This window comes from Methylobacterium iners (assembly GCF_022179305.1).
Taxonomy (GTDB): domain Bacteria; phylum Pseudomonadota; class Alphaproteobacteria; order Rhizobiales; family Beijerinckiaceae; genus Methylobacterium; species Methylobacterium iners.
The window spans coordinates 1-13,412 of sequence record NZ_BPQP01000105.1; the positions used below are offsets into that span (position 1 = coordinate 1).

Consider the following 13,412-nt stretch of genomic DNA (forward strand, 5'->3'; position numbering starts at 1 on the left):
CGGGTCTGTCTCGGAACGGCGCCGACGTACTGTTCCACGTCAGCCGCCGTTCCGAGACAGACCCGAGACGTAGATGGCTCCGCAGAGGGCGCCGAACCCGATGATGGAATAGACGAAGACGCCGGGCGTCAGGTCGACCCGCAGGAAACTGCCTGCGATGGTGATCCAGACCCACGCCGACAGCAGGAGCGCCGCCACCCGCAGCGCGCGACGCCGCGGCAGGAGCCAGCCGAGTGCGTGCATCAGCGTCAACGCGGTGAAGAAGGCGATCCAGACTGGATCGGGCAGCCACTGCATGCCGGCCCAGGAGCCTTTGTCGAAGAGCTGGGGCTTGGTCACCATCAGGTAGCCCCAGCCAAGCGCGAACAGGCACATCCCGAAGTCGAGCCCTGGGATCCGCGGGCCGAAGAGCCATTCCACGAACCTCACGAGAGGAGTGACCGCACCAGCGGCAGCCCGCCTCACGACCCCGCCCCCGTCGAGGGCTTGCGACCGGCACACAAACGCTTCCACTTCCGGTTCTCCCGGTCGGCTTGTTCCTTGGTGGCGCGCGTGTCCTGGGCCGACCACCGGATGGGCCGCGCGATGTCGCAGTAGGGCGCGGCCGGGGGCGAAGCCTCGGCCGGCGTGCACTGGAAGATGACGAGGAAGCCAATGCAGGTGAGCATCAGTGCACTCCCGGGATGAGGACACCCTCGGCGCCATCGTTGATGGCTCTTCTGGCCACGCGGTCGAGCATGTCGTGAACGGGCGTGTCTCCGTTTTCCTCCTCGCGTCCGAGCCCGGCTGTGATCGCACGCGCGAAGGCATCCTCATCAGTGATGACGGCATCCTCACCACCCATGAAGTCCTCGAAGACCGTACCGCCCTTGATTGCCTGGCACAGCGTCGAGACACCAAGCGAGATGGTGAGGAGTCCGCCGGTCAGGCTAATCCTGAGGCCTTGATCCTTGTTGGCCACGCTCAATCCTTCCGCATGAATTCGAGGTCGAAGGCGCCGTCCGTGGGATCGGCGCGATGCGTGGCCTCGGCCTGTGCCTCGACCTCCCGCGCCGTGCGGATCGCCACCACCGTCTGTTCGAGGCTGGCGACGATCGCCTCGGTCCGGCCAAGGCCACGCTCGCGCTCGGCATTCGCCCGGCCCATCACGAGGCCGAGGAGCTGAACGACTGCCTTGATGAGCGCGAGGACGCTCACTTCAGCGATAGGCCCTTCTTCGCGGCGAAGCGGCCGTAGACGGTGATCACCGTCCCGCCCAGGGCAGCTCCGGCCACCACAAGGGCCTCCGTCTGATCCACCACGAGCTTCTTGGTCTCCTCGTCCAGGTCGACGCCGAAGAAGCCGCCGACGATCGCCACGCCCGTGATGGCAGTGCCGATGATCGTCTTGCTCATGAACCAGGGCTTGGTTTCGGCGGTGACGGGATTGTCGTTCATGGCTGCGATCCTCTCTCAGGAATGGATGGGGCTCAGGCGTCCGAACCTTCGTCGAAGTCCGGCAGCGGCACTGTCTGGCCCGCGAGGGCGTGGGTGCAGTCGCTGAGGAACTGGATCCGCCCGTCCGTTACGAACGAGTGGCACACGGTGCATTTGAAGGGAGCGGGCCGCTCCGGATGCTCGGCGTTGTAGGTGCACCAGCAGGACTTGCCGGCCTGCTCAGGGATGTGATGACCCGAGCGCACCAGCACGGACGGCGTGAAGGTCGGCCGGTCATAGTCGCCGTTGAAGCCCCAGCGTGGACCTGGCCCCTCGCCGACCATCACGCTGTGCGCACCGTCGCAGCCTGGGCACCAGAACACCAGGCGGCCGCCCTCGGCCGTGCGCAGAATGCCCTTCGCGCTCATGACAGCCTCGCTGCCTGAACGTGCATCCAGTCCATGTCCCGGGCGCGGCCGAGCGAGACCCAGCCTTCGTCCTCCCAGATCTTCCAGAAGGTCTCGGCGTCTGGCTTCGCCAGGCGCGCCTTCTCGCCACCCCATGCGAGCTGATTGCGCTCGGGATCGAAGTCGATCGCGATGCCCCAGCTGTGCATCGAGTAGGACGAGCCGCCCCGCATCTTCCGGACGTTCAGTGAGCCGCCGAAGAGGTCGAGCCCGAGCTTTTTGCGCGCCGCCTCGTCGTAGGCGTCGGCGATGCGCTCGAAGGCGCGCCCGGCGCTGTCGGCCACCTTTTCATGCAGCGAGATCGCGCGGATCGGCGTGCCCTTGTCCCAGGCCAGCCGCATCGCGAAGGGGAGCTTCACCTTGACCTGGTGGAGGCCCACGCCGCCGTAGAAGGCCATGCAGTCGCGCTGGCGCGGCCAACGCTCGCCGGAGGCCCGAACCTCAGCGCGGGCCGGCTCGAACAACGGAAGATCGTCCATCCGCTTCGGCACTGTGTGAGGGAAAAGGGCCGCCCTCGTCAGCGTCCCAACCTTGCCGTCCGGCGACAGTCCGTGCGCGACCTGGAAAGCTTTGATGGCTCTCGTCGTAGCCCTTCCGAGACGGCCGTCCGCCCCCTTCGGGCCAACGCTGAAGCCTCGCGCTACGAGCGCCTGCTGGATTGCTTTGGTGGACATGCTCGGCCAGGCTCGGAGCGGGGAAGATCCCGGGCTCGGAGCCGACCATGCACAATGACGGCGAGCATTTTCCCGCAGAAGACTTGCAGGGGCAGAGCCGAGGCTATTCCTCGAAGAGGTCGCGCTGGCCCGAGGCGCGGACCCGCTCGTCCCGGCTCATCAGATTGTAGATCGTCCGCTCAGTAAGGCCGGCCGCGCGCGCCGCCTGGGATACGCTGGCTCCGTCGTCCAGAGCCTGGCGGGCTGTGCGCCTGGCGCTCTGCAGGGCGCCTGAGAGCCCCAGCGGCACATCAATGTTTTCGCCACCGTAGAGCTTCCGCACGGCGTTTGCGGCTTCCATTCCAAGCAGCTCGGCGAGCCAATGCCCCTCGGAGATCTTGCGCGGCACGTAGATCCGGGTGCCACCCTTCGCCTGCGCCAGCTTCAGGGCCGCCGCGACGTTGGAGACGTCGGCAATCTCCCGTAGAACAGGCGGAAGCCGAAGGCTGCTGACAGTCGACGTCATGGCAGCTCGCTCTGGCCGGCGACGTGGGTTGCAAGGCGCGGATGATCGGGGCGCTCGCTCATAGGCCGGCCTCCTCCAGGAGGATGGCAGCGCGCTCACTGAACTCCGGCCGGAAGTGGCTGAGGCGCAGCTCCAGCGGATGACTGCCTTCCGGCCCTGACCCGGGCAGGGTCATCAGGGGCTCGTCGAGGATCGCTGCGAGGAGCTCGCCCATGCGATCGAGGAGGGGCCGATCTTCGTTGTCAGGCGCGGTCATGCTTCAGCGCCTGCCTCGAAGAGGTCCATCTGCCCCCCCCCGGCAGCCTCTCGCAGTGGCCGTTCCGATGGATCGAGGGGTGTCCAACGGACCAGCACGCCACGAAACACCGACGTCCCCGGATGCGTCCGGCGCCAGAATGCATCCAGCTTCGACCACTCCGCGAAGCCGTCACTGACGGCAAAGGCGTCCAGCGCGTCAGGATCGGTGATGATCCGCTCGTCGAGCATGACGATCTGTGCGTCGAGCTCGATGATGATGGGTAAAACTGCTTCGCAAATCGGCTCTGCTATGAGGCTGCAGTATCGTGTCCGCATGCCCTGGTAGAGTTGGACGCGCTCACCCGGGCGGGCATGTCGCTTCCTCTCCGCACGAATGGTCTGGTTCTTGGTGCCCTGCCGGATGCTGGGGACGAACTGCTTTTTAAAGCTGTAGGCGACCATCACACCCTCCGACCGGCTGCGATGTCGGCTGTCGCTTGTTGGATCAGCACACGACTGTCAGGGTCGAGGCGCACGCCCTGGCCCCACACCGTCACGATCACGATCCCGAACGGCGTGAGGCGGCGACGGACGTTGCAGAGTACAGCCTGGATATGCTTCTCGCTCTGCTCCCCATCCAAGCCGAGCACCGCGGATCGAAGACGCTCCCAAGAGCACTGATCCGCGTTGTAGATCGCGGCCAGCATCCGGCTCTGCTGTCGCGACAGCTTCCAGATCTTGGGAAAGACCAGCCGTGGCACGAGTTGCTCGCGGAGCTGCCGGTTCTCCTCCTCCAGCTCCTCGATGCGAGCACGCATCTCGTGAAAGGCCGGGTGCCGCCACGGCTCAGGCAAGCGCACAGCCTCACTCGGCATCGTCGTGATCCATACCGTGCTCGGCACCGTCGTGGTCGGCGTCCATGAACGCCCGCAACCGCGGATCTCGGAACCAGCCCGGATGGTGGAGGCAGAAGAGGCAGAGCCGAAACGCTGGTGGCTCGTCGTTCGTGACGTCCGTGACGCCGCGGCCGCATTCGCAGCAGGTGAATTCAGCCGGCACGGCGCACCTCCGCCGTTCCGGCCTGCGCATTGCGGAGCTTGGCGCCGAGCGCCGACGAGGCCTTGTCCAGCTCGGCCGGCGTGACGTCGGCCTCGACGCCGATCCGTCCCGAGGCGCCGCGTGTGACGGCCGAAACGTAGTCGACGAGGCCGCTGTAGCTCTCGACCGGCCCGAACGCCCGCACCGCGCCGAGCGCAATGCAGCGCCGCCATTGGGCGCGCAGGATCGCCCATTTGACTTGGCTCAGCGCGACGTCGCGATCGGCGTCGACAAGCGGCCAGACCACGCCCGCCTCACGGGCGAGCCAGCCTTTCAGCGCCTCAATCGCAGCACGGGCGTCCATCGCGTCCCGCAGGAAGCGTGAGTGCGGGACGCCGGTCTGCCGCTCGACGAAAGCGTGCATTGCACCGTCCGTCCGATCATGCACGACGCCAAGGTTCCAGCCGGCGATCCACATCGCCTGCAGCTTCGGGGCAAAACGTCCGCTCGCCTTCGCCTTAGAGGGTCGTTCAACGGGCCTTGAAGCACCCGGGATCTCACGCATGCGGATGAGCAGGCGATCGGCGTCAGCCCGGCTCAGATCCTTTGACGTTGAGACGTCGTAGGCCTGCAGCATGGCTCGATAGGAGGCTTCGTCGAGGCGCGTGCGCGTCTTGATCGCGTGGATCGCCCGGATCTGCTCGGGGGTGATGGTCACGGCGCTCATTTGCCGGACCTCATCAGAGCGCCGAGGAAGAAGCCGATAATGGCACCGGTGCTGAGAAGAGCGTAGCAGAACGCCAACATCTGCAGCGTGCTCATGAGCGCCCCCGCAAGTGTCGCACGATCGCGGTGATGACGACGTCGTTGGGCGTCGCTTGGTGGATTTGGCAGTGATCGAGCAGCTCGTTGGCGAGGGCCGTAGGCAGGCGGACCGCATAGGTGACGCTCGCCGTCCCAGTTGCCTGATCGACCTTGCGGACCCGGACCAAACCAGGGCGCGGCGGCAGGTTGGGTGGCGATACCGGCGGAGCGACAGGCACCGATGCCGCGCGCGGCGCCTGTGCACCGTCAGGCACAAGGGCGATCGCCCGAGCGCGGCTCCGAGGCATCTCGTAGAGGTGCCCGCGGTCGACCAAAGCTTGGATCAGACGGAAGATGTTGCTCTTCGAGCTGACGCCGAGGTGCTCCGACATCTCCTCGTAGCTCGGCGCGGCCAAACCCGCGGCGAGGCGCTGCTTGATGAAGTCGAGAAGATCACGCTGCCGGGCGGTCAGAGTGAGCTTGGGCCGGAGAGCGACAGGCGCAGTCATCGCGCGCTCCCTCCGGCCGGGAGGAAGACGAGGTCCGCCTTCGGTACGGCGAACACCAGGCCGTCGTCGCAGCGCAGCCGAACGTGGGTCTCGGACAGCTCGCCGGTGATCTGGCCTGTGATAGTGCTGCCATCTCGGAGGTCTGTGACCGCGACACGGATGACGGGTGCGGCAGCTGCTGCGGCGGCCGCTACGGCTGCGAGAGTGCTGTCCTGGAAGGGAGGCGCGCGCATCACGGCCTCCGATCGTCGTTGGCAGGACGGGTGACGTCGCGGAGCGTCCGCATCATCCCGTCGAAGCGCCGGCCGGCGGCCCGGCTGATCGCGAGGCTGCGGGTGCTGGCGGCGGCGATCGCCGCGATGGCGGCGATGAGCATGGGCTCCACCGAGCCGGCGGAGGCAGCCTGGACGGCCGCGCCCACGGCCACCGAGGCGGCCGTCCATTCAAGAAGGGCGAGGGAGACGCGGCCGATCATCGGTCGCCTCCATCGACGTCCTCGGCGGCCCGAAACTCCTCGATCAGATCCTGACGGAAGTCTTGGAGCGCATCATCAACCGCATAGGGACACCCGGCGCTAACGCTATAGTCGTCCGCTTTGGAGACGAAGACGCGGGCACCGCACATGAATGCGGTCTCGTGGATGTGTTCGGCCGGGATGCCGTCAACTTGTTTAATGACCGTCTGAACCGGTGCTTTGCAGCAAGGGCAGAGCCTGAGCCTTTCAATAAGCCGCTCTGTGAATGAGGCTGCCATCACGCCACCTCGCGGATCTGAGAGGCGAGTGGCTCGACGGCGAAGGTCTCGCCCGAGCCAACCACAGCGACGCCTGAAAGCATCTCTGCAGTCTTCCGGTCCGTGTGCATGGCCTCCTTGTTGAGCGTCGTAGTGACGCGAAGGAATGCTTGGAGGCACTGCTGCTCGAACTTGGCGCGCGTACGCTCCTGCAGCGGTCCTCCCGTCGTGACGGACTGAAGCTCTGCGATCCGAGCAAAGATTAGAGGTAGGACTTCCTTACCAGTCTTGCTGACCCTCTTCCCATTAAGGGTGACGGAGGGGCTGCCCTCCCTCCATTCGATGCGGCCAGTGACGAGCTGAACAGTCTTCGTCCGACCTCCGTTTGTTAGTCGTTCGCGATGCGCCGTCGCCCATATGTTCAGCGCCTCGACCAAGCCACCGCGCTCCGCGGTGAGCTCCTTTTTACGCTGGGCGAACTTCTCCTCGAGGAGCGCTACGGCAGCGTTGTGATCCGCTTGCTCGGCATCAAGCGTACGGTCGATCACACCGATGCGGGCGACGAGGCGTTCGGCCTCGCCGTCGTTCTGCGGCACGGGCAGGTTGGTGCCGGCCGCCTTGGTCTTAGCGCGCGCCATCGGCAGGCTCCTTTGCAGTTTCGCGGGGGAGGGGCAGGTAGCCGGCGGCGAGCAGGCGCTCCTGCAGCTCGGCGTAGCGGTCGGGATCGGGCGTGCCGGTGGAGTAGGCCGCGGCCGAGCGGGCGATCGCGTCGAGCTGTTCGACGAGCACGATCATGGATGCGATCGTGACGTCTGAGACGCCCACAAGCCCGCGGGCCAAGGTCAGAGAGCGATCGCAGCGCTCGCGGAGGGCCGACACGGCTGCGAGCGTCTGATGGACGGACAGGAGGGGAACGACCTCGGCCATTCAATCCACCTTCAAGCGAGAGTGCGGACAGCCGGAGCGGCAGGCATGGAACATCGCCACGCGGTCGGCCGACGTGGCTGCGAAGGGTTTGTCCTGCCACTGCAGGCAGGTGTTCCGGTTCATCGTCCCCTTGCGGGGGCATTCGACGACGGCGCTCATGAAGGCGCCGCGCACGCGCTCGGAGATCTCGCCGACGTCGCCGCGGTACGCGTTCGCCAACGTCGCGCTGATCGCGGAAGCGGAATAGCCGAGGCGTTTCGCCACCACGGTCTGCGTATCGCTGCTGCAAGCCTCGGCCAGTCGGACAATCCAGTCGGGCGGCTCGCCCCAGGCGGCGGTGGCGCGAGCTACGAAGTCGGTCTTGCGCGAGGAAGCCCTCACAGCCCGATCTCCTCGGCCTCGACCGGCCCGACGGCCCTGTTGTTGTTCTGATCGAAGACGATGTGTCCGCGCAGGATCATCGGCGGCAGCGGGCCGGTGAAGACAGGCTTCAGGCGCCATACCGCGGGCCTCGCCGGCCCGCCTTGGCGCAGGCAATGAAGCATCCCGGCATCCGCGAGACGCCGGACGTAGGTTCGCGCGGTTTCGTGGGTGATCTCGATCTGGGCGCCGGAGGCGTAGAGGGCGAGATCCTTGAAGGTGAACCCGTCGCGGCCCATCGGACCGCGGATCACGTTCCACATCGCGGCTTGGCCGCGGCCCTGAAGTGCTGCTGTGCCGTCGCGGCGCAGCCGAGGCGCCGCAAGGGGGCGCTGCAGGAGGCGGTAGCGCGGCCGGCCGTCGAGGACGTCGACAACGTCAGCATACCCGCCGACAGCGAGACGCTTGACGAAGTCTCGTATGGTCGACCGGTCGATCCCGCCGCCGGTCAACGGGCGGATGTCGGCAACCGTCCAGGTGCCCTGCTCATCCAGCTCGCGGATGACGCGCCAGAAGTAATCATGCCCGCGCAGAACCGGTTTGCCCGGGGGGACCTCGAAGCGGATGATCCGGCTCATCGCACACCCGCCTTGCCGCGGATCGGCGCCTCTCCGGTGAAAATTCGACCGCGGTAGCCAGCGAGCGTTAATGCCTTCAGCCCACCGTTACGGGCGTAGTTCGCTACTTCGAATAGGGTGTTGGAGACGCGCCGAGTGCGCCCGCCGGTCTCGCGGCAGATCCTCTCCAGAAGCGCGTCCTCGACCTCGACGCCGGGCACGATCATACGGGCGAGCACCCGCGCGTCCTGGGCATCGCAGGGCTGGGCCAACACCCAGTCGAGCACGCGACCGTCGACCCGCTCGAACGCCTTCATCTTCTGGGGGAGCTTCTCCTCGCCCACCAGGATCACCGGCGCGTTGGTCATCTCCTGGATGTCCCGCGCCAGCTCGATCATGTTCTTGTCGACGAGCTTGTCAGCCTCGTCGATGATCAGCGCGCGCCCGAGATCGCTGCCAAGGACCTTGATGATCTCCTTCATCATCTGGGCGATGGTGCCGCGGGGCGTCTGACCGAGCTCGAGGAGGAGCGCTTCGCAGAAGGTGCGGCGGGTCCAGAAATCACGGACCTCAACATAGACGCACTCGCAGTGGTTCTGCGCGTAGGTCGAGGCGACCGTCTTGCCGTAGCCTGAGGGGCCAGAGAACACTCCGAAGCCGCTCGACATCTGCGGGCGGGAACGGATCGTTTCCACGAGCGTGACCATCGCCGAGACGTTCTTGAGGGGCGCGGGCGATGTGCTGTTGACCGGCACCGTGTGCATGTTCATTGTCTGCCTCGTTTCGATGTGACCTGGGCTCCGGTTCGTGCCGGGGCCCTTTTTCTTTGTGGCGGCTAAGTTCAGAGGCTCATGTCGGAGCCGAATTGCTCGTGAAACTTGCGTAGAGCTCTGTATTCGGGGCCGGTCTGGTAGCCGCCGAGCCAGATGACGTCGTTTGTGTCGGGCGCCTCGCCTGCTGCGATCCTTCCTTCGAGATCCAGCGCTCGGCGGAAGCGGAGATGCGGGGTTTCGTGCGTTCGGATGCGCCTGACGTTCTCAGCCGGCGGCGCGACCGCCTCGGCGAGCAGCCGGGCGTGAGTCTCCGCGGCGCGCCCCGAGAGCTGCGCTACTGGCGCCTGATCCCGGCCTGTGGCGGCCTGCAGCGCCGCGGCAATGTCCGGCGTCGAGTGCTCGACCTCCGGGCGCGGCATCGCCACCACGTTCGGCTGATCGCGGAGCCAAACCTCCCGAGCGCGGTCGATGAGGCTCCGCCCCTTGCGCAGCTCACGCCGCACGGCTTCGATCGCAACCTTCTCGCTGGCCAGGCGCTCGGTCTGGAGGGCGCGCTGAGCTCGGACCATGACGTCGGGCGCTATCCCGGAGAGATCCGGGTTGCTCGCCTCGCCCAGGAAGTCACCGTCCTCCGTGCCGAACAGAAAGACCCGGCCGAGATCCTGTGGATCATGCCGCACGAAGACGCGGGTGCCGGGCAGGATGGAGCCGCAGAGGAAGTGGGCGTTGCCGACCCGCACGCCGAGCTTGGTGACGATGCGGGTGCCGTCGCCGGCTGCCATCGGGGCGAGCAGGAGATCGAGTGCCCGCTCATCGACCCGGCGGATCGTGTGGGCGGCATCTGCCGCCACCGCAAAGGGGGTGCGCTTGCCCAGGCTGTCGTGCTCGCGGTGCTGATAGCGCAGCTCCGCCCAAGCATCGAAGTGCGCCTGCATCTCCGCAGCCGTGCACTGGACCGCGAAGGTCTTGGCGTCGTCCTCGCCGAGGCGTTGGGCGAAGGAGCGGCGGCTCTCGATCGCCTTGCGGTCGGAAACCGAGTGGCCGATGAAGCCCGGCACGAGCGTGACGGCATCGTGCTGGAAGGTGTTAATCACCCGCTCGATGAAGCCCTTCTGCTCCGGCGAGAAGGCATCTGAGAACGCGACCTCGATCCCGAGCGAGGCGAGCAGGCGTTGCGTCGCCCGCGCCTTGAAATCCGAGCCGTTATCGATCTTGATCTCGCCGGGCACGCCCCAGGCGAGAATGGCCCTGCGCAGGAGCAAGCCGACCGCGGCGGCTCGCGGCGTCTTGGTAACGTAGGTGACGACGCGCCTGCTGGCGATATCGATGCAAACGTAGATCGAGTGGCGCCCGTCCGTGCACAGCGCATCAATCGGCGAAGCATCGATCTGCCAGAAGACGTTCGGTTCGGTGACATGGCGGAGGGTGCCGCGCCCGGCGAGCTTCATGGTGGACCGGAAGCGGTCGGGATCGGTGAGTTGGGTGAGCACCACCTGGTGGGTGGATTTCAGGCCCTTCAGCGCCTGCTGAAACGTTCGCAGCGGCGGCATCGCCACCGCCTCGATCACGCCGCCGCCGCGCACCACCTCGATCGTGTCGCCGAACTCCGCGCGGCAGAGCGTGCGCACCTGATCGGCCGAGAGGTGCGGCTGATGGGCGACCAGGCCGAGCATCCAGGCCCGCACCGCACCGCCGTTGGCGGTCTCCAGGGTGCCGGTGCCTTTGCGGGCAGCGCCGCGATCGACGCCGAGGCTGTTGCGGTCCTCCTCGGCTGCGGCGCGCCAGCGGGCGAGCGTGCGTCGCGAGAAGGCAGGCACCAGATCGCGGATCCACGGCTCTACCCGGAGGGTGCCGGCCTGATACTTCGAGACGAACAATGCCTCGCAGCCCTGCCGATTGAGGCGCTGGCCGCGTTCGAACGCCTCGTAGGCCCGCAGGATGGCCAGGCGGGCATCCCGCTCAAGGGCAGCGCGGCCCGAAAGTGCAGTCTCGGACTGCAATTTTGAGGGCTCCGGCAGTGGTCCGACCGGGATGTGGCGCTGGCGGTAGGCCACCTGCGCCACCGAGGGCAGGAGACCGATGTTGAACTCCATGCCGCCGCCGCGGCCGCGGCGCTCTCGGGCACGGAAGACGTCCCGGTTCCAGCCCTCGCGTTCCGCGAGATCGTTGATGCCGCGTTTGGTCGACGGCAGCAGTGGAAGGCACTCTGCCGCGATCTCCTGCGCGGTTAGCCACTCTTTCATCGACCTCGCCCCCGGACCTTCGCCAGAAGAGCGGCCTTGCGGGCGGCGACCTGCTCCTCATGTTCCTGGAGCTGCTGCAACTCGATCAGATCGACGTAGCGAGCGTGTACGACGGCAAAGCCGAACAGCCCGGGCAGGAAGCCGAGCAACGCGTGCTGACCGGTGGCGTCGACGAGCGCCGCGAACGCATCGAGCGGGATGCGATGCTCTTCGGCGGCCTCGGAAGCCCATTTGTCGAGCGAGGACAGGTTGACGGGTCGGCCCAGCCGCTCCGCCATGCGCTTGGCAACGTCGGCGCGGCCGAGGCCGTCATCCTTCGCGTCGCGGAGCGCGCGGCCGACGAGCCGGGCGATCTGGTTGGACAGGCTCCCGCGGCCCGCCACATCGTCACCGTAGCCGATGGTGACCGGCTCGGCCTCCCAAGCGGTCAGGTCACGAACATGGGGGTCGCGGAGCAGGGGCATTAGGACACCCCATCCCGCAAACGGTCGCCGTAGAGCCCCCCAACAGTCTCGATGCTGTCGCGGCGCAGGCGGAGCACCTCCTCCGCCATCTCATCACACTGCATCTCAAGACCGCAGTCGACGTTGTTCCAGAGCAGTGCAGCCTTGCGGATCGCCTCTTCAGCCTTGGCGAGGTATCGATCGGCGGCTCGCGTCACCGAGAGGTACGTGCCGCCGCGCTCACCGGGATATTGTGTCGGCATCGCTTGTTGCGGACTGGGCAGCTTGGGCTGCTTGCGGCCGGCCATCACGCAACTCCTCGGCGGCCGACCTTGCAGCCCTTAGCGCTGCGGGCGGCCTGCCAGCGCTCGATGGCATCGAGGTTGAGATCGAAGAAGACCTCCTGATCCTGCGGGCGAAGCCGGGAGAAAGTCTGATGGAAGCGCTCGGGTGGCGAGAGCTTGGGGGCTGGAGCGGCGCCGTCGAGATGAGCGATCGCCTCGGCGACGGTGCCGAACCGCGGATCACCGTCGAGCATCAGCTCTACGATCTGCGCCTGTCGCACCATTGGCTGCTCAGCGAGGATGAGCAGCTCCACGCGGCTATCGGCGGAGGGGTGGCCCGTTAGGCGGTGGCCCTGCTCGGGCGGGATCGTGGCAATCTGCAGGTAGCGGTAGAGTGTCTTCTGGGAGATCTGCAGGGCGCGTTGCGCAGCGTCGGACAGGCTGAGCACGAAAGCGTCGGCCGCATCGTCGTTGGCGGCCTCGCCGGAAATGTTTGTCCGCTGGACACGCATTTCGGTTTTGGGCTTGCGGCCTCGTCTCGGCAGAGCGTTGACGCTCTCGTAAACCTCGCGCCAGGCCGCGACGTAATAGGCGCGCTCGAGCATCGTCAGCTCGCCGCGCAGGAAGTTGCCCTTGATCTCCCCTAGTCGGACGAAGGCGGCGTCGGCGAGCGCCTCCTCTGGCTCGATCTTGGCCTCGATCCCGGTGTGCCCGAGCTTCGCGCAGGCGGCAAAGCGGCGAGCTCCGTCGATCAAGACGAAGCGCTCGCCGCGTTCGACGACGCGGATCGGCTCGATCTGACCGTCTCGCTGGATTTCCTCGGCGAGGAGATCGACCCAGGCCGGATCGAGCGCGCGAAGGCGGCCTCCGACGTCAATGGAGGCGAGTGCGACCGTTCTCACGATCATGGTTTGCCGCGGTCCTGTGCTGGGGGCTGGGTTGAAGGCGTCGAGCCAGGCGGCCGAGGGGCGGCCGAATATCCGGCTGTCAGGAACAAGTCGCGCGGCTGACGGCGCGCTCACGACGAATTCCGTGCGCTGTCAGCGCGGCGGACGCGCTTTTTCCGGGACTCACCAGCCGGCTTCGCGCTACGGTGACGCTGGCTTGAACGGCTCTGGTGGAACCCGGTCGGGAAGAGCGTGTCGAAGGGGATGCCCAGAGCAGCAGCAAGGGCATCCGCACCTTTGCGGTCTATGCCGAAGAGCGCCTTGCGACAGGCATTCTCGGCCAAGCCGGCGTCACGCGCGATCCCGGTCAGCGTCATGCCTTGCCGGTGGACCTCCGCCTTGATGGCGTGGCGATCCCATACGGCAGGCGGCACACTCGCGGCCTGGGTCATTTGAGCTCCTAAAGGCCGGCTGACATCGGCCTTTCTGGATGGTTA

General features: G+C 66.8%; 27 protein-coding genes and 1 pseudogene. All 28 read right to left on the reverse strand.

Features of this window, described 5'->3' with window-relative positions:
• Window positions 1-39 precede the first annotated feature (39 nt).
• The 28 genes and pseudogenes from MFF55_RS24775 to MFF55_RS24910 all read right to left on the reverse strand — a co-directional run bounded on the left by MFF55_RS24775 (window position 40) and on the right by MFF55_RS24910 (window position 13,367).
• Entirely contained in the window at window positions 40-420 is a 381-nt protein-coding gene (locus MFF55_RS24775; protein WP_238246780.1) for a hypothetical protein, read from the reverse strand.
• Window positions 421-461: 41 nt separating this feature from the next.
• Complete coding sequence (locus MFF55_RS24780) at window positions 462-668, reverse strand: hypothetical protein (protein WP_238246781.1); 207 nt, start codon at window positions 666-668, stop codon at window positions 462-464.
• Window positions 668-961 carry a hypothetical protein gene (locus MFF55_RS24785; RefSeq protein ID WP_238246782.1) on the reverse strand — a complete coding sequence of 98 codons (294 nt, stop codon included), beginning with the start codon at window positions 959-961 and terminating at the stop codon, window positions 668-670. The genes MFF55_RS24780 and MFF55_RS24785 overlap by 1 nt, the downstream gene beginning before the upstream one ends.
• 2 nt (window positions 962-963) lie before the next feature.
• Window positions 964-1,197: a hypothetical protein gene (locus MFF55_RS24790; protein ID WP_238246783.1), complete on the reverse strand. Its 234-nt coding sequence runs from the start codon at window positions 1,195-1,197 to the stop codon at window positions 964-966.
• Window positions 1,194-1,436 carry a hypothetical protein gene (locus MFF55_RS24795; protein WP_238246784.1) on the reverse strand — a complete coding sequence of 81 codons (243 nt, stop codon included), beginning with the start codon at window positions 1,434-1,436 and terminating at the stop codon, window positions 1,194-1,196. Before MFF55_RS24795 ends, MFF55_RS24790 begins: the two co-directional genes overlap by 4 nt.
• 32 nt (window positions 1,437-1,468) lie before the next feature.
• The gene (locus MFF55_RS24800; RefSeq protein WP_238246785.1) at window positions 1,469-1,843 is read right to left on the reverse strand and encodes a ubiquitination-like system serine protease family protein; all 375 of its coding nucleotides are present in this window, start codon (window positions 1,841-1,843) and stop codon (window positions 1,469-1,471) included.
• Window positions 1,840-2,361 (reverse strand): M15 family metallopeptidase, encoded by a 522-nt coding sequence (locus MFF55_RS24805; RefSeq protein ID WP_238246806.1) that lies wholly within the window; start codon window positions 2,359-2,361, stop codon window positions 1,840-1,842. Before MFF55_RS24805 ends, MFF55_RS24800 begins: the two co-directional genes overlap by 4 nt.
• Before the next feature lie 36 nt (window positions 2,362-2,397).
• Window positions 2,398-2,556: pseudogene (locus MFF55_RS24810) on the reverse strand (peptidoglycan-binding domain-containing protein); the annotation flags it as partial.
• A gap of 103 nt (window positions 2,557-2,659) precedes the next feature.
• Window positions 2,660-3,061 carry a Mor transcription activator family protein gene (locus tag MFF55_RS24815; RefSeq protein WP_238246786.1) on the reverse strand — a complete coding sequence of 134 codons (402 nt, stop codon included), beginning with the start codon at window positions 3,059-3,061 and terminating at the stop codon, window positions 2,660-2,662.
• A 58-nt stretch (window positions 3,062-3,119) separates the two neighbouring features.
• A complete protein-coding gene (locus MFF55_RS24820) occupies window positions 3,120-3,317 on the reverse strand; it encodes a hypothetical protein (protein ID WP_238246787.1) in 198 nt (65 codons plus the stop codon).
• Window positions 3,314-3,760 carry an ASCH domain-containing protein gene (locus MFF55_RS24825; protein WP_238246788.1) on the reverse strand — a complete coding sequence of 149 codons (447 nt, stop codon included), beginning with the start codon at window positions 3,758-3,760 and terminating at the stop codon, window positions 3,314-3,316. The genes MFF55_RS24820 and MFF55_RS24825 overlap by 4 nt, the downstream gene beginning before the upstream one ends.
• Window positions 3,760-4,173, reverse strand: a complete 414-nt coding sequence (locus tag MFF55_RS24830; protein ID WP_238246789.1) for a hypothetical protein — start codon at window positions 4,171-4,173, stop codon at window positions 3,760-3,762. Before MFF55_RS24830 ends, MFF55_RS24825 begins: the two co-directional genes overlap by 1 nt.
• Window positions 4,163-4,357, reverse strand: a complete 195-nt coding sequence (locus tag MFF55_RS24835) for a hypothetical protein (RefSeq protein ID WP_238246790.1) — start codon at window positions 4,355-4,357, stop codon at window positions 4,163-4,165. The genes MFF55_RS24830 and MFF55_RS24835 overlap by 11 nt, the downstream gene beginning before the upstream one ends.
• On the reverse strand, window positions 4,347-5,063 hold the full coding sequence (locus tag MFF55_RS24840; protein WP_238246791.1) for a regulatory protein GemA: 717 nt from the start codon (window positions 5,061-5,063) through the stop codon (window positions 4,347-4,349). The genes MFF55_RS24835 and MFF55_RS24840 overlap by 11 nt, the downstream gene beginning before the upstream one ends.
• 91 nt (window positions 5,064-5,154) lie before the next feature.
• Complete coding sequence (locus MFF55_RS24845; protein WP_238246792.1) at window positions 5,155-5,649, reverse strand: LexA family protein; 495 nt, start codon at window positions 5,647-5,649, stop codon at window positions 5,155-5,157.
• Complete coding sequence (locus MFF55_RS24850; protein WP_238246793.1) at window positions 5,646-5,882, reverse strand: hypothetical protein; 237 nt, start codon at window positions 5,880-5,882, stop codon at window positions 5,646-5,648. The genes MFF55_RS24845 and MFF55_RS24850 overlap by 4 nt, the downstream gene beginning before the upstream one ends.
• Window positions 5,882-6,124, reverse strand: coding sequence for a hypothetical protein (locus MFF55_RS24855; RefSeq protein WP_238246794.1), 243 nt, complete (start codon window positions 6,122-6,124; stop codon window positions 5,882-5,884). Before MFF55_RS24855 ends, MFF55_RS24850 begins: the two co-directional genes overlap by 1 nt.
• A complete protein-coding gene (locus tag MFF55_RS24860; protein WP_238246795.1) occupies window positions 6,121-6,402 on the reverse strand; it encodes a hypothetical protein in 282 nt (93 codons plus the stop codon). Before MFF55_RS24860 ends, MFF55_RS24855 begins: the two co-directional genes overlap by 4 nt.
• Window positions 6,402-7,019, reverse strand: a complete 618-nt coding sequence (locus tag MFF55_RS24865; protein ID WP_238246796.1) for a host-nuclease inhibitor Gam family protein — start codon at window positions 7,017-7,019, stop codon at window positions 6,402-6,404. The genes MFF55_RS24860 and MFF55_RS24865 overlap by 1 nt, the downstream gene beginning before the upstream one ends.
• The gene (locus tag MFF55_RS24870; RefSeq protein ID WP_238246797.1) at window positions 7,006-7,308 is read right to left on the reverse strand and encodes a hypothetical protein; all 303 of its coding nucleotides are present in this window, start codon (window positions 7,306-7,308) and stop codon (window positions 7,006-7,008) included. The genes MFF55_RS24865 and MFF55_RS24870 overlap by 14 nt, the downstream gene beginning before the upstream one ends.
• The gene (locus MFF55_RS24875; protein WP_238246798.1) at window positions 7,309-7,689 is read right to left on the reverse strand and encodes a transcriptional regulator; all 381 of its coding nucleotides are present in this window, start codon (window positions 7,687-7,689) and stop codon (window positions 7,309-7,311) included.
• Window positions 7,686-8,306 carry a hypothetical protein gene (locus MFF55_RS24880; protein WP_238246799.1) on the reverse strand — a complete coding sequence of 207 codons (621 nt, stop codon included), beginning with the start codon at window positions 8,304-8,306 and terminating at the stop codon, window positions 7,686-7,688. Before MFF55_RS24880 ends, MFF55_RS24875 begins: the two co-directional genes overlap by 4 nt.
• A complete protein-coding gene (locus tag MFF55_RS24885) occupies window positions 8,303-9,055 on the reverse strand; it encodes an AAA family ATPase (RefSeq protein ID WP_238246800.1) in 753 nt (250 codons plus the stop codon). Before MFF55_RS24885 ends, MFF55_RS24880 begins: the two co-directional genes overlap by 4 nt.
• Before the next feature lie 71 nt (window positions 9,056-9,126).
• Window positions 9,127-11,301 carry a TnsB C-terminal domain-containing protein gene (locus tag MFF55_RS24890; protein WP_238246801.1) on the reverse strand — a complete coding sequence of 725 codons (2,175 nt, stop codon included), beginning with the start codon at window positions 11,299-11,301 and terminating at the stop codon, window positions 9,127-9,129.
• Complete coding sequence (locus MFF55_RS24895; RefSeq protein WP_238246802.1) at window positions 11,298-11,765, reverse strand: hypothetical protein; 468 nt, start codon at window positions 11,763-11,765, stop codon at window positions 11,298-11,300. Before MFF55_RS24895 ends, MFF55_RS24890 begins: the two co-directional genes overlap by 4 nt.
• Window positions 11,765-12,052, reverse strand: coding sequence for a hypothetical protein (locus MFF55_RS24900; protein ID WP_238246803.1), 288 nt, complete (start codon window positions 12,050-12,052; stop codon window positions 11,765-11,767). The genes MFF55_RS24895 and MFF55_RS24900 overlap by 1 nt, the downstream gene beginning before the upstream one ends.
• Window positions 12,052-12,936, reverse strand: a complete 885-nt coding sequence (locus tag MFF55_RS24905; RefSeq protein ID WP_238246804.1) for a ParB N-terminal domain-containing protein — start codon at window positions 12,934-12,936, stop codon at window positions 12,052-12,054. Before MFF55_RS24905 ends, MFF55_RS24900 begins: the two co-directional genes overlap by 1 nt.
• 110 nt (window positions 12,937-13,046) lie before the next feature.
• Window positions 13,047-13,367: a helix-turn-helix domain-containing protein gene (locus MFF55_RS24910; protein ID WP_238246805.1), complete on the reverse strand. Its 321-nt coding sequence runs from the start codon at window positions 13,365-13,367 to the stop codon at window positions 13,047-13,049.
• Window positions 13,368-13,412 lie beyond the last annotated feature (45 nt).